Origin of the sequence: Rufibacter aurantiacus (genome assembly GCF_017916345.1) — a bacterium.
In the GTDB taxonomy this organism is placed as follows: Bacteria; Bacteroidota; Bacteroidia; order Cytophagales; family Hymenobacteraceae; genus Nibribacter; species Nibribacter roseolus.
This window is the reverse complement of the sequence record NZ_JAFMSV010000002.1, coordinates 1,022,445-1,044,241: the sequence shown is the minus strand read 5'-3', so window position 1 is coordinate 1,044,241 and position 21,797 is coordinate 1,022,445. Positions and strand designations below refer to the sequence as shown.

The 21,797-nt window shown below is 55.0% G+C and carries 10 protein-coding genes; all 10 read right to left on the bottom strand.

What is annotated here, in order from left to right; translation table 11 throughout:
* Window positions 1-176: 176 nt before the first annotated feature.
* On the bottom strand, window positions 177-2,363 hold the full coding sequence (locus tag J3P34_RS09510) for a glycoside hydrolase family 97 protein (protein ID WP_210488148.1): 2,187 nt from the start codon (window positions 2,361-2,363) through the stop codon (window positions 177-179).
* A 250-nt stretch (window positions 2,364-2,613) separates the two neighbouring features.
* Complete coding sequence (locus J3P34_RS09505) at window positions 2,614-5,343, bottom strand: alpha-L-rhamnosidase-related protein (RefSeq protein WP_210488144.1); 2,730 nt, start codon at window positions 5,341-5,343, stop codon at window positions 2,614-2,616.
* A gap of 255 nt (window positions 5,344-5,598) precedes the next feature.
* Entirely contained in the window at window positions 5,599-7,377 is a 1,779-nt protein-coding gene (locus J3P34_RS09500; RefSeq protein ID WP_486966781.1) for an endo-dextranase, read from the bottom strand.
* A gap of 69 nt (window positions 7,378-7,446) precedes the next feature.
* Window positions 7,447-8,919 (bottom strand): SusE domain-containing protein, encoded by a 1,473-nt coding sequence (locus J3P34_RS09495; RefSeq protein ID WP_210488140.1) that lies wholly within the window; start codon window positions 8,917-8,919, stop codon window positions 7,447-7,449.
* Window positions 8,920-8,945: 26 nt separating this feature from the next.
* Complete coding sequence (locus tag J3P34_RS09490) at window positions 8,946-10,460, bottom strand: RagB/SusD family nutrient uptake outer membrane protein (protein ID WP_210488138.1); 1,515 nt, start codon at window positions 10,458-10,460, stop codon at window positions 8,946-8,948.
* Between the two features lie 19 nt (window positions 10,461-10,479).
* Complete coding sequence (locus J3P34_RS09485; RefSeq protein ID WP_210488136.1) at window positions 10,480-13,443, bottom strand: SusC/RagA family TonB-linked outer membrane protein; 2,964 nt, start codon at window positions 13,441-13,443, stop codon at window positions 10,480-10,482.
* Between the two features lie 669 nt (window positions 13,444-14,112).
* Window positions 14,113-15,816: a DUF6377 domain-containing protein gene (locus J3P34_RS09480; protein WP_210488134.1), complete on the bottom strand. Its 1,704-nt coding sequence runs from the start codon at window positions 15,814-15,816 to the stop codon at window positions 14,113-14,115.
* 262 nt (window positions 15,817-16,078) lie between these two features.
* Window positions 16,079-18,469, bottom strand: a complete 2,391-nt coding sequence (gene bglX / locus J3P34_RS09475) for a beta-glucosidase BglX (RefSeq protein ID WP_246853634.1) — start codon at window positions 18,467-18,469, stop codon at window positions 16,079-16,081.
* Between the two features lie 220 nt (window positions 18,470-18,689).
* On the bottom strand, window positions 18,690-20,450 hold the full coding sequence (locus J3P34_RS09470) for a family 43 glycosylhydrolase (protein WP_246853632.1): 1,761 nt from the start codon (window positions 20,448-20,450) through the stop codon (window positions 18,690-18,692).
* On the bottom strand, window positions 20,447-21,787 hold the full coding sequence (locus J3P34_RS09465; RefSeq protein WP_210488132.1) for a glucoamylase family protein: 1,341 nt from the start codon (window positions 21,785-21,787) through the stop codon (window positions 20,447-20,449). Before J3P34_RS09465 ends, J3P34_RS09470 begins: the two co-directional genes overlap by 4 nt.
* Window positions 21,788-21,797: the final 10 nt, after the last annotated feature.

The window sequence follows — 21,797 nt, the reverse complement described above, 5'->3', positions numbered from 1 at the left end:
AAAGTTTACCGCAAGTTAAATGCTCCTTTCTGATTTCCGGCTGATTTTCTAAAAATGCCTCTTAAAAGCTAGCGGGTTATGGATAAAGAAACAGTAGGGGTATAAAGCAGAAACGGGTTGGCCGGAAAAACCCGCCAACCCGTTTCTGCTTTATTTTATAGAATATGGGCCAAAAACTATTTGCCAGGCGCCTCCACGAAGCTGATGGCATACCCACCGCCCGGCGCCACAAACTGCGACAGTTTGGATTTGCTTGCCACGTTCACCTTCCGGATGTTGTAGGCCTGCGGATTGGTTTTGTAGTGAGCGTCCTTGGCATCGGCGTAGATGGTGGCCACGTACTTTTTGCCTTTGTCCAGGAAGTCCAGCTTGATGTTGGAGGTGCGGGCCTCGTTGCCGCCCACGCTGCCCAGGAACCACTGGCCGGTGCCTTTGGCTTTGCGCGCCACGGTCACGAACTCGCCGGGCTCGGCCTCCAGGTATTTGCTGTCATCCCAGTCCACGGCCACGTCTTTGATGAACTGGAACGCATCCGGGAAACGGTCATAGTTCTCGGGCAGGTCAGCGGCCATCTGCAGCGGGCTGTACAGGGTGAGGTAAAGGGCCAGCTGGTTGGCTAGGGTGCTGTTCACGTGCGATTTGTTCTGTGGGTTGAGCTTGCTCAGATCCATCTCGAAGATGCCCGGCGTGTAGTCCATCGGGCCGCCAATAAGACGGGTGAAAGGCAGAACGGTCACGTGGTTGGGCTTGGAACCTCCGAACGACTGGTACTCGGTACCGCGGGCAGATTCGTTCCCGATGAGGTTGGGCCAGGTGCGGGCAACCCCGGTAGGGCGCACTGCCTCGTGGGCGTTCACCATGATCTTGTACTCGGCGGCTTTCTCAATGGCGTACTGGTAGTGGTTCACAATCCATTGGCTGTAGTGGTTCTCGCCGCGCGGCAGAATGTTGCCCACGTACCCGCTTTTCACCGCATCGTAGCCGTTGTCTTTCATGAACTGATAGGCTTTGTCCATGTGGCGCTCATAGTTACGCACCGAGGAAGAGGTCTCGTGGTGCATGATCATCTTCACGCCTTTGGACTTGGCGTACTCCCGGATGCCTTTCACATCGAAATCTGGGTACGGGGTCACGAAATCAAACACGTAATCTTTGGAGTTCCCGAACCAGTCTTCCCAGCCCACGTTCCAGCCTTCCACCAGCACACCGTCAAAGCCGTGCTTTGCCGCGAAGTCAATGTAGCGTTTCACATTGGCAGTGTTGGCGCCGTGGGTGCCGTTGGGTTTGGCTTTGGAGAAATCGGTGATGCCCAACTGCACGGTAGGGTAGTCATTGGTGTAAGACCAGGTGCTCTTGCCGGTGATCATTTCCCACCATACGCCCACGTATTTGGTAGGCTTGATCCAGGAGGTGTCTTTGATCTTGCTGGGCTCGTTGAGGTTGTAAGTCATCTTGGAAGCCAGGATGTCGCGGGCATCATCGCTCACGATCACGGTGCGCCAAGGCGTGCTGCGCGGGGCCTGCATGTAGCCTTTGGCGCCCTGGGCATCTGGCGTAAGCCAGGACTCAAACACCAGGTTCTTGTCGTCCAGGTTCAGGTGCATGGCCGGGTAGTCAATCAGAGCAGCCTCGTGCAGGTTGATGTAGATTCCATCTTTGGACTTCATCATTAAAGACGTCTGCACGCCAGTAGGCGAGAAGGTGGTCTGCGACAGGTTGTTCGTCACGGCCTTGGCCATGATGCCCCTGATCTCCGACAGCCTGGAGGTGGTGTAGTCGTACTCCTGGGTATCGTAGTCGCCCGCGATCCAGTAGGCGGTGTGGTCACCGTTCATCCCGAACTGCGTCCTTTCCTCCTTGATCACAAAGTAGGTGAGGTTCTTCTGCGTAGGGAACTCATAGCGGAAGCCCAGGCCGTCATCGAAAAGCCGGAACCGGACCACCATCTGGCGGTCGGTGCCTTTCTGGTTCAGGGTCACGGCCATTTCGTTGTAATGGTTCCGGATGGTTTTCACCTCGCCCCACACCGGGTTCCAGGTCTCGTTGAAAGAAGCGGTTTTGGTATCAGTGACGGTAAAGTTGTCATACAGCGAGCCCTGCAGGTTCACGGCCTTCTGCTCCATGTTGGCGTCAGACCCGCCCGAGGCCGCCGCCGCGCCTTTGGTGATCAGTTCAAAACCCATTTTGCTGGGCTTGATGATCTGCTTGCCTTTGTAGGTGAGGGCGTAGGTGGGCACCCCGTTGCCCTGCAGCGAGAATCTCATGCTGAATTTCCCGTCGGGCGATTTCAATTCCTGGCCTTTGACCCGTACCATTCCCACGAAAAACACCAGAAGTAGTGTCAATAAAGAAAGTTTATGCATGTTCTAAAAGTAAAAGCGGTTGTTTGAATGATGAGTTTGGGTTCTGTTTTGGCCCTGCTTTCTATATTTCAGGCTGAAAACGGAAAGCTGGAATACCGGATGACAGAAAACGCCAGAAAAGGGTACCATTGCTTTCCGCAGGTAAAGCTAACGCCTATTTACCGATTTTTAATACTTAGGCTCAGCCGGTTTCCTGTAGTTTAAGTTAAGAAATGTTGTCCGTTTTGCCTTGGGTTTATGGTTACTTCTTTTACTCTATCCTGGTCAGTCGCAGGTAGTCCAGCAGAGCGCGGTTGATCTCACCGTTCATGTTCTCGTTGGCCGGTTCAAACGCCAGGGTCAATTCGCGGGTGCCTTTCTCCAGTTTCACCTGCACGGCATTGGTGAAGCCCCAGTCTGACCACTCATTCGTGCCTCGCTGCGGCAGCACTACCGTTCCCAGGAAAGCGTCGCCTTGCCTTAAGGTCCGGATGGCACATTTGTTCTCGGTGTTGATAGGGCCCTCGCCGTTGGCGTACCGGAAGTCAATGGCGTATATGCCGGTTTCCGGCACCTGTACCTTGAACGTGACCTGCGTGTTCTGGGTCTTGCTGATTTCCACGAAGCCCTTCCCGCTGAATCCTTTGTAGGGCAGGCTGGCCTTGGCGGCACTATGCTCTGCTTCGTGAACGGTCTGTTTGCCGGCGGGCACCACTGCTACCGGTTCATTCGCGAACGACTCGTATCCCTTGGCATCCACGGCAATGACCTGGTACTCGGCGTAGGCACCTTTGTTTACTTGAAGTTGGGTTTTATCGGTTTTCTCTATCTGTCTGCCGTTTTTAAGGACTTTGAAGTGTTTTACTCCGTCGCCAGCCGTCCAGGAAAGGGTGCCGTTGGCGTAGGTGACGAGGGGAGCCGTTGGAGCGAACTCCACCGCTACCCGGTTCACTTTGCTTTCTCCCATAGAATTGTTGGCCAGCACTATCTTCACGGCGTGTTGCCCGGTGAGGGCACCCGGAATTTCCGCGTTGGGCAGCGGCTTCCCGTCCAGGGTGATGGATTGGATCAGGTCTCCGTAGCCTTCCATGTCAATGTCCAGCACAGCGTTCCGGTATCTGAAATTGGAGAGTTGGCGCTTGCCCCCGAGGGCCTGCGGCACCACCGGTTGAAAGACCAGGCTGTTAGCCCGGTACTCCATCCCGAAGATGACTTTGTAGGTCATGCTCAGGTTGCCCGCTAGGCTCCAGAGCATGTTGCTGGAGTTGATCTGGGTGCCCGCGTAGTCGCCGCTGGTAGCCACGAAGTTCTCTTTGTTCGTCAGAAACAAGGCGGCAGGCCGATAAATGGCACTCATGCTTTCCAGCAGGGCGGCTTCGTTCTTTACCTTGGCGGCGGCCAATGACCAGTAAGACTGCACAAAGGGCCAGGTGGCGTTGTTGTGGTACGGCGGAATGTTGGGGATCTGCGGGTAGATAGTGGGAATACCGAACGGCGCAACCGGCGTGTTGGCTACCACCTGCCTCTGTTTCTCTCTATCGGCGATGCCGAACAATACGGTAAGGGCCTCGCCGAGCGCCTCTGCCTTGGGTGACAAAGTTTTGTAGTTGCGGCCGTATAGATATTGCCCATAGTAACCTTTATCCGACATCCAGAGGTGGTCGTTGATGCCTTTTTTTACCTTCTCGGCAAGGGTCTGGTATCTGGTGGCGGAGGTACCATCATTCAGGAGCGTGGCCATCTGCGAGAGAATACTGGTGGCCTGGTAGAAGACGGCATTGGTTCCCAGGTTCTCAGATTCATAGATGTCCACGGGCTGCATCCACTCGGGATAGGTTTGTTCGCGCCAGTCCAGGAACGAGGACTCACCCTTGAACAACCCGGTTTTGGGGTCATACACGTTCTTCAGGTCATCTTCCAGCGTGTTTTTGACGATCTGGAAAGATTCCTTGAGCCAGTTCTGATCTCCCGTCACCTTGTAGAGTTCCCAGGCGGCTACGGCCCATATGATGCGGTCTGACGAAGCGGGGTACGCGCCGCCCGTGCCGGTGTCTTGTACAATGCGGCCGTTTTTCACTTTCCGCATGAGGCTGTTATAGGCCACTTTGGGCTGCAGGGCGGCCATGGACAGAATGATGCTGTAGCTGATGTCACGGGTCCAGACGCCGGCCCACTCTTTCCCGGTCCTGAAGGTGCTGTCCGGCTCCACGGCGTTCACCATCTCCTCCAGGGAAAGGTTGTACAACGCATCCACCAGGGGGTAATCTGACTTGTACTGCGGGAAAGCGGCTACCTCCTTGGACAGCTTCCAGGTGGAGGCCGTGACGGTTTCATCCCCAGAGGGATTCAGCACCAGGTCCAGTTCATAGATTCCATCTTTGTCAGCGTCTTTCAGCTCCAGATTCCTGAAGTTGTGCAGGTTGTCAAAGTCCCAGGTGAGGGGAGCGGTGCCGCCCGCCACGAATACGCCTTTGAAGTCCTCTTTGTAGATTTTGTCGCCGTTGAAAGCCGTATAGAAGCCTTTTTTGGAAAACGCCTCCAAAACGTGCCGCATGTCCAGCCTGATTTTCAGTCTGGTATTGGGCGCCAGGTACGTGTTGGCCGGCACCTTGGAGCTGATGTTGTTCTGCGTCCCGAATACAATCAACGGTGTCTCACAGCTGCCATTTTCTGCCATGCAGGCAAAGGTATGGTCCCGACCGGAAAGCATTTCGTTGTCCTTGCCATTGATGCTAAACTTGAACTTGAGCTCGGGGCTCAGGAACTCCTTGGCCATGCTTCTGTAGTTGGAGGCCAGTTCTGTGGGAGAAAGTGCCTTGGCCTCAAAGGAGCCCTGCACCACCCGGTTGGGGTAGATGGCGTACTGCTCCGATTTGAAAATAGGCTCTTCTTGCATAACGGGGGTAGTTACAGAGGCCAGGCTGTTTCCTTTCTGCGTTTGGCAGCTCCCTAAAAGCAGGAGGGAAAGCGCCAGGCTTATTTGTAAAGGTTTAGTACTCATTGCGGAAAGCGGAGGTTTTGATATTGAGAAGGGTTTGGCTCAGGAAAGAGGGGCGATCCTAAACCCGGGGGAATCAAATGGAATGTCATGAAAGCTTTGCCCAGGTGCACAGTTTTAGGTTCTGGGGCATGGTTGTGCCGGAATCTTGTTTTGGGGCTCTTTTCTGGGAAACAGGGCTAAAACGGCGGCGGCTAAAACCGGGTGAAACCAGAAACTGCCCTGCAAAGGACAAGGGCAGCTTCCGGTGACAGGTTTCTAATACTCTACCACAATCATGCTCCAGTACTGCAGCTCGGGCAGGGTGAAGCTGACGGTATTGCCGCTTTGGGCAAAATTCAAGGATCGGGAGGCGCCGCCGATATTATCCGGGGAAGCGCACCACACTTTCTTTACCGGGCCTGTGGCGGTGAAAGACAGCTTGGCATCCTTTACCTGTACCGGGGCTGTCTGGATGCCGTTGGTGTCGCGCCAGTTCTGGGTTTTGGAGTTCTTGAAGTTGATAAGGTGGATGACCTGACTGTTTCCTGCCTGTTTTCCGAAAACGGCCACAGAACCGGCCGTGCCAGGCCAGTTGGCGATGGCCAGTTTATTATCCTTTGAAGAGAGGGTGACGTTGTTGAACGTGCCACCGTCGCGCAGCAGGTTCTGGTAAGCTACCAAAAAGTCATAGTAGTTTACCAGGGCATTCTTTAGGTCCTGCTTCATCTCCAGTTTGCTGTGCGGGAAATACTCCTTGGAGAGCATGTGCTCGCCCAGTTCCAGGTGCGAACCACCGAAGGCAAAGATCACCGCGTTGGTCATCAACACTGAGGGGGTGTTGAAAAACCCGTTGTTGTTGGACAACTCATAGTTCATGTACGCGGTCAGGACCGTATTCTTGGTGTTGTTGCTGAGGGTGTTGTTCTGCTTGATGAGGTTGGCCAGGTCATTGAAAGTGTCAAAGGGCGCCCAAACCTCGGTGTACAGGAAATCGGCGTTGGACTCAGCAATGCCTTGTTGTCCGTATTGCGCCACGGCATTCATGACCGCGTACTTGTTAGGGGCCTGGGCTTTCACCGCGTTGATGAAGGGCTTGTACGTTTGGGCAAGGTTCAGGGCGCTGCCGTTGTACGCGTAGGTGGTGCCCCGGTCGCCCAGTTGGTCCATGTGGAAACCGTCAAAAGCCAGGTGCTGGTACACCTTCTTGTTTTCATTGATGAGGTAGTTCTGCCAGGCGGTGTGGGCGGGATCCACCAGGTAAATGTTGCTCAGGAACGGCGGCGTAGGCAAAGGGTGGAAATCGCGGTTGGTGCGGGTATTGTCTTTGAAGACATACCATTCTTTCTGGACGCCGTCTGCCTCGGCATTGTCCCAGGCCCCGTAGACCAGGTTGTACTGCATGGCTTTCATGTTGAAGCTATGGGCGCTGCTGATGTATTTCTGAAGGGTGCTGAAATAGATGTCCCGGTTCATGATGTCTTTCCAGGAACTGGCCGGGGTGCCGCCGGAAACCGGAAGCGGCTGGTGGTGCTTGTTATGCCAGTCATAGAACTGGATGCCGTTGATATGGTGACGGTTCAAGTTAGAAATGACCCCGTTTACCTCGGCCTCGCTCAGCTGGGGGAATTTGGAGAGGAAACCGTAGCGGGGAAATTTCTTCCAGTCTGAGGAAACGTCTACCCCAATGGTGGCGTGGATGGTCTCCGTGGCATTGACCGTGCTGAATACCTCGGCCAGGTAGCCCCGGTAATCAGTGGCGGGCGCTTTCCAGGTCCAGGTGCCCGATGTAATGGCCGCTTCACCCAACACCTGGTTCAGGTACTTGTACCGCACCTTGGCCCCGGCCGGTAGTTTGGCGAAGTCAACCGTAAAGGTCACGTCACTACCCGGGCTGTAAGCGGCTTTATCAATGGAAAGGGACACGTTGCCATAGGCGGGAGTGCCCGGGTTGGCCGGCACCTCGGTAGGCGAAGGGTCAGAACTGGCATTGCTGTCTTTACAGCCCAATCCTGTAAAAAGAACCAAAAAACACGAAAATAGAATCCTGAAAGTCATAGTGAGGGGATTTGATCCCAGCCTCCGGACATCTCGCGGAAGCTGGGATTTGATGAAAGGAAAGGAGGATTATTGCTTCTGAAACTGGATGGTCTCGTGCAGCACATCAATGGTGATTTTGTAATTGCCCGCCTGGTCTGCGGAGATTCTCCATTTATTGTCTGGCTGCCCGCCGGGAACGAACTTCATCTCGGTACTGGTGGCGTCTTCGTTGGGCGTGACCGGCATGTAGTAGTCCCCTGTGAAGTCTTTCTGCAGCGGGAACTTGAACTCACCCGCTTTCAACGCCCCGGTGTAAGTGAAGACATTGGGATTGGCGGCATCACGCACCAACGGTGTGGCGTTCCCGATATCCCAGCCGTTAGGCGTGGCATCCCCCACGAGCCAGATCTGGGTAGGCGGGATGAACGGTGTGATATTTATCTTCATGGTTTCCAGATCCAGTTTAATCTTGTAAGCGCCCGGCGTGGTGATTTTCCATTTAAGGTCTGGGGTACCGCCGCGCACCAGTTGCACCCCGGTGGAGCTCAGGTCTGGGTTGTTCACCAGGGGCATGTAAAAGTCGCCAGCCCACCCATTCCCGGTAAAGGTGGGAATCTTGAACTCGCCGGCCTTCAGCACTTCATTGTAAGTGAACACGTAGGGGTTTGATCGGTCTACCCGCAGTTTATTGGGGTTGTCAATATTCCAGCCGTTAGGCGTGGCGTCGCCTACAATCCATAGCTCAGAGTAAGGCGGAGCGGAGCCCTCCACAATGGAAACGGTCATGTCCAGCAGGTTCACCGAGATGGCGTACAAACCGGCCTTGGTGATGGTGAATTTGTCATCTGGCTGCGCATCTGCGGTGCGGTACACCAATTGCGTGGGAGAGGTCCCTTTGTTGTAGGATGGCAGGAAAGCGCCTTTGGTAGTGATGAACTTGAACTCACCGGCCTTCAATCTGCCTTGCCAGGTGAATCTTCCCGGGGCCGAAGGGTTCAATTTAAGGGGCGTGGCCTCGTCGGCGTTCCAGTCATTGGGCGCAGCGTCGCCTATCAGGAACAGAGTGGTGGTTACCGGTTGGTAAGGGGTTACTTTCAGCGTGGTTATGGTAGAGTCTGACAAATCCGTGCCCGAAACATTGGAGACTACTTTGGCTTCCAGGGTGGCTTCCACGCCTGGCATCAGGTTCAGCCCCAGAAGCAGGTCATTGAGTTCCTTCACGCTGTACTTCTTCTGGAAGCTGGCTTTGCCCATATCCGTTGCCACGGCGTTCTGGAAGTTGTTTCCCTGGCGGTCCAGGTACAGGGTGTAGGAAATGGAATTGTTGGTGCCGTAGTTGGAGCCGGTGGTCCAGTTGAAGGCCACGGCTTCGCTGGCGGCCAGGCTTTCCTGCAGCACTACTGCGTCTTTGCTGGTGGAGATCGCCAGGGGCGCATTGACGCTTTGGTCAAACTCGTCGTAAATATCGGTTTTACAGGAGATTCCCAGCAAGGTCACCAGCAGGAGCAGCAGCGCGTAGGGCCAGTTTACTCCTTTTGAGAGGTTATATATGTTTTCCATATCAGTCTAGAATGATGGGCTAATGATTAGTAACCGGGGTTTTGGACAAGGTTTGGGTTCGCGGTGACCTCCTGCTGCGGAATAGGCAAGAGCATGTGCTTGGTGCTGGCGTTGGTCTTGCCCAGGGAATGCAGGTAAGGCACGAAATACTGGCCGTTGTCATACCGGATGATGTCAAACCAGTGGTGTCCTTCAAAGGCTAATTCAAGGCGGCGCTCTTTTCTGATGGCTGTTCTCAAAGCAACCTGGTTAAGGCCGGTGAGGTTGGGCAATCCGGCTCTTAATCTTACCCGGTTCAAAGGTCCTCCATTGTTAATGCTGGTAGCGGGGGCTTGGGCCTCGGCGGTTCTGCCTAGTTCATTCAGGGCTTCGGCCTGCATCAGGAGCACATCGGCGTAGCGCAGTACCGGGAAGTTGGCGGGGTTGGTGTTGTACTCCGAGGAGACAGACTTCGGTACCAGGAACTTGCGCAGGTTATAGCCCGTCACGGAGTAAGATTTCTTGTACGCCTGCCCGTCAAAGTCAGGGCCGCCCTCGTACAGGATGGTTTTGTCTTTTCTGAGGTCACCGGGTTCATATTGGTTCACAAACTCCTGCGTAGGCTGGTTCCAGCCATAGCCGCCCGCCACCATATTGGCGTTTCTGGGGCCCGTGAAAGTGCTCACCCAGGAGGCCATCTGCTCATTGCCCCCAAAGAAATCGGCGGTGTTCACTTTGCCGGCGTACTGTACCTCAAACAGCGATTCGGGGCCGTTTTCAGATAAAGGGTTGAAATTCGCGCTGTAGTCCGGGTTCAGGGTATATCCCAAAGAAGTCACCTGTTCGCACAACTCCACGGTTTTGGCATAGTCACCTAGGGTTAAATATACCTTAGCCAGCAATCCGGTGGCAGCACCTTTAGAGGCGCGTCCAATGTCAGAGCCGGAGTAAGTTTCTCTGGTGGGCAGTAACTCAATGGCCTCGGTTAAATCCTGCACAATCTGGGCATACACCTGGTCTTTGGGCGTGCGGGAAGGGTAGAGGTATTCCTGGGTTGGGGTGTCGGGGGCATCGGTAATCAGGGGTACATCGCCGAAGGCCCTTACCAGAATGAAATAGTACAGGCCCCGCAGGAATTTGGCCTCACCCAGGATGCGGTTCTTCAGACCTTCTTCCATTTCAATGGCCGGTACATACTTCAGCACCACATTGGCCCGCAGAATTCCGGGGGAAGGACCGCGCCATAGATCCAGGGCGGCCTCATTGGCGGTGGTGAGCACAAAGTTGGAGACATCCTGCGTCCCAATCCCGTCCGTACCGCCCCCGGCGCCCACAATGCTGTTACCCGCCCAGATGTCTGAGGTCCAGATCTGGAAGTTGTACAGCTTGGGCCACATCAAAGGCTGGTAGGCCCCATTGATGGCGGCTATGGCATCTTTCTCGGTTTTATAGAAGTTAGAAGGGTTGATGGTGTCCAGCGGAGTTCTGTCCAGGTAATCGTCGCAGCTGCCCAGCCCCAAGGTGAGCAACAGGGCCGCGGTATATTTGATGAATGATTTCATGCTCGTTCGTTTTTGATGATTAAAAGCCAATGTTGATGCCGGCGCTCAGGGTTCTGGCCAAAGGATACACACTCAGGTCCACGCCACTGGAACCCACCTCCGGGTCAAATCCGGTGTAATCCGTGAAAGTGACCAGGTTCTGGCCCGAGACATAGATCCTGGCAGAGCTCATCTTTACTTTCTGGGTGAGGCTTTGCGGCAGGGTATAGCCCAGGGTCACATTCTTCACCCGCAGGTAAGAACCGTCCTCAATGAAGCGGGTAGAGTTTCTGGTGTTTTTGTTGGGATCATTGAAGACCGCCCGCGGCATGGTGGTGCTGGGGTTGGACTCGGTCCAGCGGTTCAGGGTAGCGGTGGTCTGGTTCTGCGCCACGGCCATGCCTTCCTGGAAAACCCTATTGGCGTTGAAGATGTCGTTGCCCTCTACCCCTTGCAGGAACAAGGTGAAATCAAAGCCTTTCCAGGCCAAGGTGTTGTTCAAGGCAAAGGTGAACCGAGGGTTAGGGTCGCCAATGTACGTGCGGTCTGCGTCGGTGATCTGTCCGTCGTTGTTGATGTCCAGGAACTTCACGTCGCCGGGCCTGGTGCTGTTGAAAGGGTCGGCGCCCTGCTGCTGGCGGGCATAGTTGTCTACCTCTTCCTGGGTCTGGAAAATGCCGTTCATGATGAAGCCGTAAAACGAGTTGATAGGATAACCCACCTTCTGGCGATTGATCTGCCCAAACCCGCCGTACAAAGGCACATCGCCATTCAGGTTCAGGACCTCATTCTGGTTGATGGAGAAATTGAAGTTGGTGCTCCACTCCAGGGCTCCGGTCAGGTTCTGGGAGTTCACGGCGAACTCAAGCCCTTTGTTCCGCACTTTCCCGAAGTTGATGCTGGGCACGAAGATGTCTGAATACCCCGTAGTTACCGGCACGTTCATGGGCACCAGCATGTCATTGGTGTTTTTCAGATAGGCGTCTACGGTTACGTTTACGCGCCCGTTTAAGAAAGCAAGGTCCAAACCAAGGTTGGACTGTTCCACCTCTTCCCAGCGTACATCGGCGTTAGGCAGCACCACCGGCACCACCGAGTTGACCACGGTATTGTTGAAAGTGGCTTCGCCAATGGCTAACCGGGAGGCGTAGGCATAGTTGCCGATGTTCTGGTTACCGGTGATGCCATACCCCACCCGCAGTGACAAATCGCTCAGCCAGCCTATTTCCTTGAAGAATCCTTCTTCCGAGATGCGCCATTTGGCTGAGGCCGAAGGGAAGGTGCCGTAGCGGTTGTTGGGTCCGAAGCGGCTGCTGCCGTCGCGGCGGATGTTGGCCGTGAGTAAATACTTGTCATTGTAGTTGTAGTTCACCCGGCCCAGAAGCGAGAACAGAGCCCAGTCGCTGGCGTTTCCGCCGGAAGGAAGCATCAGGGTGGCGTTGTCCAGTTGCTGGGCATCATCACTGACGAAATCCTGGCCGGCGGCATTCATCTGGTCGTAGCGGTTGTCCTGGGCGCTGGTTCCGGCCAGAATGGTGAGGTGGTGCTTCTCCCCGAAGGTAGCATCATAGGTAAGGTAATTGTCCCAGAGTTTGGTGATGCTCTTGTTGGAGCCCTGGTAGAGGGTGCTGAACTCATTGGCGATGGGTTTCCAGGCGTATTGCGGGCTCCAGTTGCGGTTATCCCAGAAGGCCGCCTGAATACCCAGCGTGGTTTTGAAGGTCAGCTGAGGCAGGAGGGTGAACTCCCCGCTGAGGTTGCCCAGCACATTGTAACCCGTGGTGGTGTTGTCATTGATCAAAGCCTGCCCGATGGGGTTGCGCACATCGCCGTACCAGTTGCTTTGCCCCTCAGGGCCAGCCCAGGTACCATCTGGGTTGCGGATGGGCTGCACGGGAAGCGCCGCCATGGCATTGCGGATATCCACGGTGCCGCTGCTCTTCTTGTCATGGCTCAACAACAGGTTATTGGAAAGCTTGAACCACGGGAAGAAGTTGTTGTTGCTGTTGAGCGTGAGGGTATACCGTTTGTAGCGGTTATTGATCACAATCCCCTCCTGGTCTGTATAGGTGCCCGAAGCATAGAAATTAGACTTCTCCGTACCACCAGAGTAAGACAAAGAGTAGTTCTGCTGCGGTGCCGACTGGAAATATTCGCCTAGCCAATCTGTGTTGGTAGAGATGGAAGCCGGGTCTGCGTAGGCCGGATTCTGGAGTTGGCCGTTGTTGGCCATGATCTCGTTGTGCAACGCCGCGAACTGGGCCGAGTTCAACATCTTCACCGTGCTGGTGGCCTGCTGCACCGCGGTATACGCCTTGAACTCCAGACGTCCTTTCTCAGAACCTCTTCTGGTGGTGATCTGCACCACCCCGTTGGCACCCCTTGAACCGTAGATTGCGGTAGCCGAAGCATCCTTCAGAATATCCATGGTGGCGATGTCATCCGGGTTGATGGCATTCAACGGGAGATCGGTGGGCACGCCATCAATTACAATCAGCGGGTCACTGTTCCCGATGGTACCGGTGCCCCTCACCCTGATGGTCACGTTGCTGCCCGGAGCCCCTGAACCCACCACCTGCACCCCTGCGGCGCGCCCCTGCAAGGCCTGGCCCGCATCGGGTACCGGCAGCGACCGGGTTTGTTCCATGTTCACCGAGGAAACCGCCCCCGTCACTTCTCTTCTGTTTTGGGTACCGTAGCCTACCACTACCACCTCGCCCAGGGCTTTGGCGTCTTCGCGCAGCACTACATCCACGCTTGCCTGCGAAGAGACCGGCACTTCCTGGGTGATAAAGCCAATGTAGGTGAACACCAACGTGCCGCCCGCCTCAGGTACAGCCAGGCGGTATTTCCCTTCCACGTCCGTAGCTGCGCCAATGGTGGTTCCTTTCACCACAACAGACACTCCGGGAAGCCCGGTGCCCGCAGCATCTTTCACAGTGCCAGACACAGCACGGGTACCTTGGGCTTGGGCGGATACTGCCAGGAGGAGGAAGCCAACCATTACCACCATCTGGCGATATCCGTTGGACCATAATCTATCTCTGCAGAATACGCAGGCCACAAAAGAACTAAGCTTTGGTGGCCATTGAGTTAAAAGTTTGGTCATAAAGGTGTGAAGTAAGTTATGTTAGCTATTAATAATTGCCATTTTGTTAATTATGAGGGTTTGGCCCAAAGAGGAGAAGAGCAGGGCAGATAGAATGAGATGGCTGCTTATTCCCTGTTTACAAATTTGAGATTCTTATCAGCCAAGTAGAAGAAAGTGAAATGGAAAGTAAATATTTTCACAAAGGGTTTATTTGTATCGAATTGATTTTCAGATAGTTATTTTTGTTTTTTGGCTTAATTGGGTAGGTGAAAAAGTAAATGATTTAGAGCGAACAGGTGGTGTTTTAAGGTGAATTTCCCTGTTGGCTCCCTGTTTTGACTCGGGCAATCCCTAGCGAAGGCTGAATAGATCCTTTTTGGGATATTGACAAAATGTCAAAAGAAGTCCTTGGGTCTGCGCGCGGGAGTTGGATGAGAAGGCGGGAAGAAAGAATGGTAAGTGGGGCTGGAACGGGGCGTAAAAAGAAAACCCTTTTGGGGCTCTTTTTGCGAAAAGAGCCCCAAAAGGGGAATGCTGAACTTCGGGGAGGACCGGCAAGGGACTACACGTCTCTAGGCCAGATTAGAAGGCTTTGATCTCCATGATTTTCTCCTCAAAATCATCGTTGGGCAGGATAGACCGGTTCTTAACCTTGGTTTTGTAGTTGTAGATGGTCCGCACAGAGTAGTCCAGGAACTGGGCCACCTGCTCGTGGTCAGTGATGCCCAGGCGCAGGAGCGCGAAGATGCGGAGCTCTATGTTGAGGGAGTTCTTGTCTTTGAGCCTGATCCGGTCCTCTTCCTTGAAGTACGAGTTGAAGGTGGAAACGAAGTTGGGGAAAAGCTTCAGGAAGGTCTGGTCAAAGCTCTGGAACAGCAGCTCGCGCTCGTTCTGCACGTTGATGCTCTTCATGGCGTGCCCAATCTCGTCATACTTCTTAGCCATGAGTTTGCGGTCAATAGACTTCTTGAACTTGTCTATCTTGTCCAGGTACGTAGACTGGAAATTGAACGAGTAGCCAATGTACTCCTCCTTGATCACGTTGGCCTCAATCAGTTTTTCGTTTGTTTCCCGAAGTTTGTCATAGGCATCGGTAAGCGTCTGCTTGGCTTCCACCAGCTCATCATTGGTTTGCTGCAGCTTGTCAAAAGCCTCGGTGAGGGTACGTTTCGCCTCCCGCAGCTGCTTCAATTGCCGGAAGATGATGTAAGCAAACACCAATACCAGCAAGGACAGCACCGTCACCACAATAGCGTAAATGTAGAGCCGCTGGCGCTGCCCTTCCACGGTAGAGAGACGCTCGCCTTCAATGATGGGCAGGATCGCCGCCACCTGGATGGTCCGTTGTTTGGCCCCGTAAAAGGTAGCATCCCGTAAAGCCTGCTTGATGTATTCGTAGGCCCGTACCTCGTCCCCGGTCTTGTACAGGAACTCCGCCAGGGTCATAAGCGCCACCCCCTCCTTCACCGATCCTTTCATATCCGCGATGGCAGCTTTGGCCATCATCTCAATGGCTTTGTCCACGTTTCCTTTTTTGTAGTAGATATTGCCCAGGGAGTTGGCCGCCATGGCATATTGGTTCAGCGTGGGATTGAACCGGTCCAGGATTGTCTGGAAGTAGCCCCGGGCCTCATCTGGTTTCTGCGCGATCTCTGCCCGCATTCCCTTCATGGCATGGAACTGCAGCTTGCTCTCATCCAGCAACGCCAACGCGGAGTCGGCGTAAATCTCGCCTTTCTTAGAATAGCGCGAGGAATAAAAGATGTCCTGGGTATAGCCGGAGAGGTCATAGTACGCCCGCGATTTCAAGGCATAATAATCTAACCGCACACTGTCTGGCAAGTTGGTTGCCCTGATGTTTTCCAGGGAGTCCAGCGCCTCGTTGTACATGCCCGAGGAGACCAGGATAAAGCTCAGTTTCAGTTTGGCGTGCGTAACCCTGACCGGATCATTCAACTTTCTGGCTACTTCCTGCAGTTTTAAGGCATAGGCAAAAGCGGAGTCATACTTAAAGGCGCGGTATTGGTAGACAAGTTTGTCATACACGGTAAACTGGTGCAGGAGCGACCCTGAGTTCCCGTTTTTCAAGGAGTTCTTCAGTTGGTCAAGCTGCCGGTTTTTCCCCTCAATAAAACTTTCATTGTTTTTGATGGTCTGGCTAAGCTCCGTGAGTAAGCTGTCAGTCACCGGAGATGCCTGGCCGTTGGAGGGGCAGACCACGCAAGAAAGCAACAGGGCAAATGCGACCCAAAGATTCTTACCGGTTGGAAACAAAATGGGATTCAAGTTCTTCAAAGAAGCTTCTGATCTGATATGAATAAAGCAAAATTAGCTGCCATAGCTAAGGGGAGGCAGATGCAATGCTAAAGATAGCCAAATATAGAACCTTATGCCGGGTGACAGAACTAAAACTGTGAAAGGCGGCGCACCTCTGGGCAAGGGAAAAACAGTGCAAGTCAGAAAGGGCTTTAACGCCAATCGGGTTTAGGGGCTGTTTTCCGCAAAACAGCCCCTAAACCCGATTCAATATATCCGATAGGAAGTCCTGTTACGGATTACCCGCCGAGGCGCCCGAAGACGTGAGCGTAAAGGGCGCGGACTTCACGTCACGGGAGTTGGGGCCCACGTACACCATGAAATCGCCGGGTTCTGCTACGTACTTCATGTTGATGTCATAGAACTTGAGGTCGTTCTCGGTAAGGGTGAAGGTTACGGTCTGCGTCTCGCCTTTCTTGAGGAATACCTTCTTGAAATTTTTCAGCTCTTTCACCGGCCGGGAGACGGTACCCACTAGGTCCTGCACGTACAGCTGCACCACTTCCTCGCCATCATAGTTGCCGGTATTCTGCACCTGCACGCTCACCGTCATATTGCCGCCGGGCTGCAGATTGGCGGTGCTCAACGTAGGGGCCGAAATAGAGAACGTAGTATAGCTCAACCCAAACCCGAAGGGATACAGCGGATCATTGGACACGTCCAGGTAGCGCGATTTGTACTTGTCCAGCTGCTGCCCGCCGTAAGGCCGACCCGTCATTTTAGCATTGTAGTAGATAGGAACCTGCCCCACGTTCTGCGGGAAAGTGGCCGTAATTTTCCCGGACGGATTGTAGTCCCCGAACAGGACATCGGCGATGGCGTTGCCGCCCTCGGTACCCGGGAACCAGGCTTCCAGCATGGCGTCTACGTTGTCGTTTTCCCATTTCAACGCCATCGGCCGGCCGTTCATGAGCACCACCACCAAGGGCTTACCGGTGGCTTTCAGGGCTTTGAGCAGATCCAGCTGGCGGCCGGGCAAGGTGATATCGGAACGGCTGGAGGCCTCACCGGTCATGCCCTGCGACTCGCCCACCACCGCTACCACCACATCTGCTTTGCGGGCGGCCTGCACCGCTTCCCGGATCATAGCCTCGGCAGAGCGTGGGTCTACCTCAATATTTCCGCCGTGGGCGTTCAACCGACGCAGCATGAGCGTGTCATCCGCGATGTTGGCTCCTTTGGCGTAGGTGATTTTCAAGCCCGGTCCGGCTACGTTCCGGATGCCTTGCTCTACTGAGATGGCTTGTTTCCAGTCGCCGGCACCATTCCAGTTGCCTAGTTGGTCTACCTGGCTTTTCACCAGCGGGCCCACGAGCGCAATGGAACCTGTTTTCTTGAGGGGCAAGGTCTGGTTCCGGTTTTTGAGCAGGACCATGGTTCGGCGGGCGATGTCACGGGAGGCATCGCGGTACTCTTTTTTCAGGAGGGTTTCTTTCGCGCGCTGCTCGTTGGCGTAACGGAACGGGTCTTCAAACAAGCCCAGCTTGTACTTGGCCTCCAGAATTCGGCGGCAGGAGACGTTGATCTGGTCTTCGGTTACTTTTTTATCCTTTACCAGCTGGCCCAAGTGTTTCAGGAAGACTTCGCCCACCATGTCCATGTCAATGCCGGCGTCCAGGGCTACCTTGGCTACTTCGTATTCGTTTTTGCCCAAACCGTGCGGAATCAGCTCATTGATGGCGGTGTAGTCGGTGACCACCAGCCCATCGAAGCCCCACTGGTTCCGGAGCAGTTCGGTCATGAGCCAACGGTTACCGGTAGCGGCCACCCCGTTGATGTCGTTGAACGAGGACATGACGCTGGCGGCACCCGCATCCAGGGCGGCTTTGTACGGTGGCAGGTATTCTTCCTTCATGCGGCGCTCGCTCATGTCGGTGGTGTTGTAGTCGCGGCCGGCCTCGGCGGCACCGTACAGCGCGAAGTGCTTCACGCAGGCCATCACCGTGTTGTTAGCCGACAGGTCATTGCCCTGGTAGCCGCGCACCATGGCCTTGGCGATCTGGCAGCCCAGCCAGGTGTCTTCGCCGGCACCCTCGGCAATGCGGCCCCAACGCGGGTCGCGGGAGATGTCTACCATGGGCGAGAAAACCCAGTTCAAACCATCCGCTGAGGCTTCATCGGCGGCGATGCGGGCGCTGCGTTCAATGGCGGCCAAGTCCCAGGAGGCGGCCAAGGCAATGGGCATCGGGAAGATGGTGCGGTGCCCGTGGATGACATCGTACCCGAAGAGGAGCGGGATTTTCAACCGCGATTGGGTAATGGCTTTCTCCTGCAGTTTGCGCACGGCAATGGGCGTAAAGGTGTTGAACACGCCGCCCACCAGTCCTTTGGTGATGTTCTCATCCACGTTTTCGCTCACCACCGGACCCGTCACTGTAAAGCCCACCGATACCAGGTTCAGCTGCCCGATTTTCTCCTCCAGCGTCATCTTGCCCATGAGGTCGTCAATAAAGGCTTTCATCTTGGGGTCCTGCGGTCGGGTGGGGATTGAGTTAGTGGCGGTGGCCGCAGTCTGGTTTTGTCCGGTACCGGTGGAGGCGGTTTCCGGGGTTTTCTGCGGAGGCATCTGCGTGCAGCCTCCACTTATCAGCAGGATCAAGGCAAGGGTAAAATTTCTCATCATGCGCGCGTGTTTAGTGGCTTCTAATGGTATTCTCTCATATTCTTTTCGGCCAACCGATGACATCTCACCGGCGAAATCTGACCTACCGTTTTATGGCAGTTTTGGTAAAATCAGCCATAAAACGGAACTGTAATTTGGGTACTTTTCATCTGCTGTTTCACCTGAATTCAGGCGAGGCGTTTTGGGGCTGTTTTACTGAAATCGGCTCTAAAACAGTTTACTATTTCGATTCCATGACTTTGCTTCTCTCCGAGACGCCGTTCTCGTTGATGGCCTCAATCTGGAAGTAGTAGGGCAGTTCTTTGTCCATGCCTTTGAAGTAGTACTCGCCGCCGCCGTGCACCATGATGCAGTTGTAGAGCTTATCGGGCGCCACGCCCACGTAGAGGTTGTAGGCGTAGGCATCGCTCACCTGCGACCACTTGATCCAGGCGCTGCGTTTGTCTTTCTCGGTGCGCAGAATGGTGAGGTCTTTCACGGCCTGGGGCTTTTTGCCATTCCCGTTCCCAAACACCCGGAAACCGCTGATCGCGAATTTACCAGTGGGCATGTGTAGGTTCTCCAGTTTGAGGTAACGCGCCTGCACCGGCTTGTCCAGTTCAATGTAGTCATGCGGTACATCGGTTTTGTTCTGGCTTTTGTCTACCAGCACCTTCCAGGTTTTGCCGTCCAGGGAATGGTACAGCTTGTATTGGTGGTAGATGTTGGTCTGCTTGCCCAGGAAGGTCACGTCCTGGTCGGCGTAGTTGAGCTGAATGGCGTTCACCGTGCTGGGTTGGCCCAAATCGGTCTGGATCCACTCGCCTTTGTTGCCGGTGGCGGCGCTCCAGTAGGTTTTGATGCTCTCGTCCACGGCGTAGTTGGGTGCGTAGGCCGCCAGCGTGGAGGAAACCGTCACGGGTTTGTTGTAGTTGAGGAGCATCCAGCCGGTGAAGCGGCTTTTAAGGTGATCGGCGGGGCCGTTGGGCAGGTAATGCGGATAATCCCCGAAGGTGGTGTTGCAGTACATGACGCCGTCTTTGTCAAACCCGGCGGGCCACACGCCCAAACGGCGCTCAAAGTTGTTTTTCACCGAGATCACCACCGTGGAGACGTGCCACCAGTTGCCCCATTTGTCTTTGAACGAGTTGCCGTGCCCGGCGCCGCGCGCGAACCCGCCGGGCTTGTAGGCGAACGGATTGTGGGCCTGCGGTTTGAATGGCCCCAGCGGATGATCGCCCACCTGCACGCCATCGGCGTAGCCGCTGAATTCAGTGCCCGGCGCGCCGTACTGCAGGTAATACTTGCCGTTGTGCTTGTCCATCCAGGCGCCTTCCATGAACGGGTCCAGGAAGGTGTTGTCAAGGTACTCCCCGAAACGCTGCCACCCAAATCGCTCATCGTTCAAGGCGATCATCTCCTTTTTCTCGCCGATGGGCTCAAAGGTCTTCCGGTTGATCTCGATGCCGTACATGGGGTATACGTTGCTGCTGCCCCAGTAGAGATACAGGCGGTTGTCATCGTCCAGGAAGAAAGCGGGGTCCCAGGCGCCCACCTGAAACGGCTCCACGGCCTCTTTCCACTGGTTGGCTTTGGGGTTGGTGCTCATCCAGAGCGGGAAATTCTTCTCCTGGGTAGACCCGAAGACCAAAAGCGTATCACCCAGCACGAATACCGCCGGGGCGCACAGATCGTCGTAAACTTTGTGGTGCGGCTTCAGGAAAGACTTGGAGACGAAGTTCCAGTTGTAGAGGTTGTTGCTCCACCAGTATCCCCACTGGTTTGTGGAAAACAGGTAATAATCACCTTTGTACATCACAATGACCGGATCTGCGGTGGCACGGTGCTTGCCCGATTCCGTGAAGTTGGGGATGGGCGTGTAGCCGTAATCCAGGTTCATGGGGTTGCAGTAGGTGCGCTGCGGTTTGGGCTGGCCCATGGCCGGCAGGTGCATCAGCCAGGCGATGAGCAGGACCAGGCTTAGGTTTAAGGCTGTTTTCATTTGCTCGCGTTTACTGGTAACTGAGGACTTTCAAACCCGAGTTTCCGAAGGCCGTTCTGCACATCGGGGATGCTCATGAACAGCTTCCAGAGCAGGCCGGTCCGGTGGTTCTCGATCATGACGATGATAGGCCCCTGGTCGATAGCCAGGTGCGAGTTGGCGTACCAGTTGTGGTGCTCGCTGAAGGCATCCACGAAGCCGTACTCGCTCCAGATTTTATCACCCAGGGTGTCATAGAAGTACCGCATCGCCTTCATGGAATACTCGGGCGTGTAGGGGAACGAAGACAAAGCCGCCGTGGGGGTAATCACGCCCAGGTCCTCGGTGGGTGAGTGGGCGGCGTAGCCCCGGTAGCTGTCGCTGGCGGTGAGGCCCCAGGAGTTCTCTGAGTAGCCTTTGTACTTCTTGGGATTGTCAATGCAGTAAGCCCGGTTGATGAGCGTGTGGCGCTTGTTCTGCTCCCAGTAGTCGGCGTACTGGTCTTTTAGCCCGCGTGGGTCCAGCCCCAAAAACGAATAATGGGCGAAAAACAGCGGCCCGCCATAGTCGAAGCCCAAGGGCAGTTTGATGCCGTAGAACTCGCGGTCGTTGCGGAAGTAGTTGTTGGTGGTCCAGCCCTGGTGGTAGACCTGCGGACTGATGCTGAACCGCGGTGACGATGCGGCCAAGACGTAGGTGATCAGCCCTTCGTTCCAGCCGCGGAGCTGGTGGTTCATGCTCCAGCCGTTGTTGGGGCTCCAGTGCCAGTACAGCACGTTCTGTCCGCCTTGGGTGTGCCAGTTCCACTCAATGCCCTCCCACATCCAGAGGATCTTGTTGCGCAACTGGCTCTCAGTGGGATTGTCCTGGTTGAAGTACTGGCGGGCGCAGAGCAGGCCCTGGAACAGGAAAGAAGTTTCCACCAGATCACCACCGTCGTCTTTGGGGCTGAACCGGATCACCTTGCCCGTTGCGCCGTCAAGCCAGTGCGGGAACACGCCGTGGAACTGATCGGCTTTCCAGAGGAAATTCACGATTTTGAGCATCCGCTCGGCGGCCTGCTGTCGGGTGATCCATTTGCGCTCCGCGGCCACAATGATGCCCATCACCCCGAAGCCGGTTCCGCCGGTGGTAACTACCTCGTCGCCGTAATCAAAGCTCCGGTTGCTGCGCTCGCGGGCCATGCCGCTCACCGGGTGCCCGAAGTCCCAGAAATACCGGAACGTCTGCCGCTGCACCAGTTCCATGAGTTGTTCATCGGAGAGGTTCTTGGGGCGTTTCACGGGGCCTTTCTTCTGGGCTTGTACGCAGCCGCAGAAGAGAATCAGGAGAAGTGCTATGGTGTAGAATTGCTTCATAGTTCGTTGG

Coding starts and splice junctions, on each gene's coding strand:
- J3P34_RS09510 (WP_210488148.1), bottom strand. CDS start 2,363: ATGCATAAACTTTCTTTATTGACACTACTTCTGGTGTTTTTCGTGGGA.
- J3P34_RS09505 (WP_210488144.1), bottom strand. CDS start 5,343: ATGAGTACTAAACCTTTACAAATAAGCCTGGCGCTTTCCCTCCTGCTT.
- J3P34_RS09500 (WP_486966781.1), bottom strand. CDS start 7,377: ATGACTTTCAGGATTCTATTTTCGTGTTTTTTGGTTCTTTTTACAGGA.
- J3P34_RS09495 (WP_210488140.1), bottom strand. CDS start 8,919: ATGGAAAACATATATAACCTCTCAAAAGGAGTAAACTGGCCCTACGCG.
- J3P34_RS09490 (WP_210488138.1), bottom strand. CDS start 10,460: ATGAAATCATTCATCAAATATACCGCGGCCCTGTTGCTCACCTTGGGG.
- J3P34_RS09485 (WP_210488136.1), bottom strand. CDS start 13,443: ATGGTTGGCTTCCTCCTCCTGGCAGTATCCGCCCAAGCCCAAGGTACC.
- bglX (WP_246853634.1), bottom strand. CDS start 18,469: ATGATGAGAAATTTTACCCTTGCCTTGATCCTGCTGATAAGTGGAGGC.
- J3P34_RS09470 (WP_246853632.1), bottom strand. CDS start 20,450: ATGAAAACAGCCTTAAACCTAAGCCTGGTCCTGCTCATCGCCTGGCTG.
- J3P34_RS09465 (WP_210488132.1), bottom strand. CDS start 21,787: ATGAAGCAATTCTACACCATAGCACTTCTCCTGATTCTCTTCTGCGGC.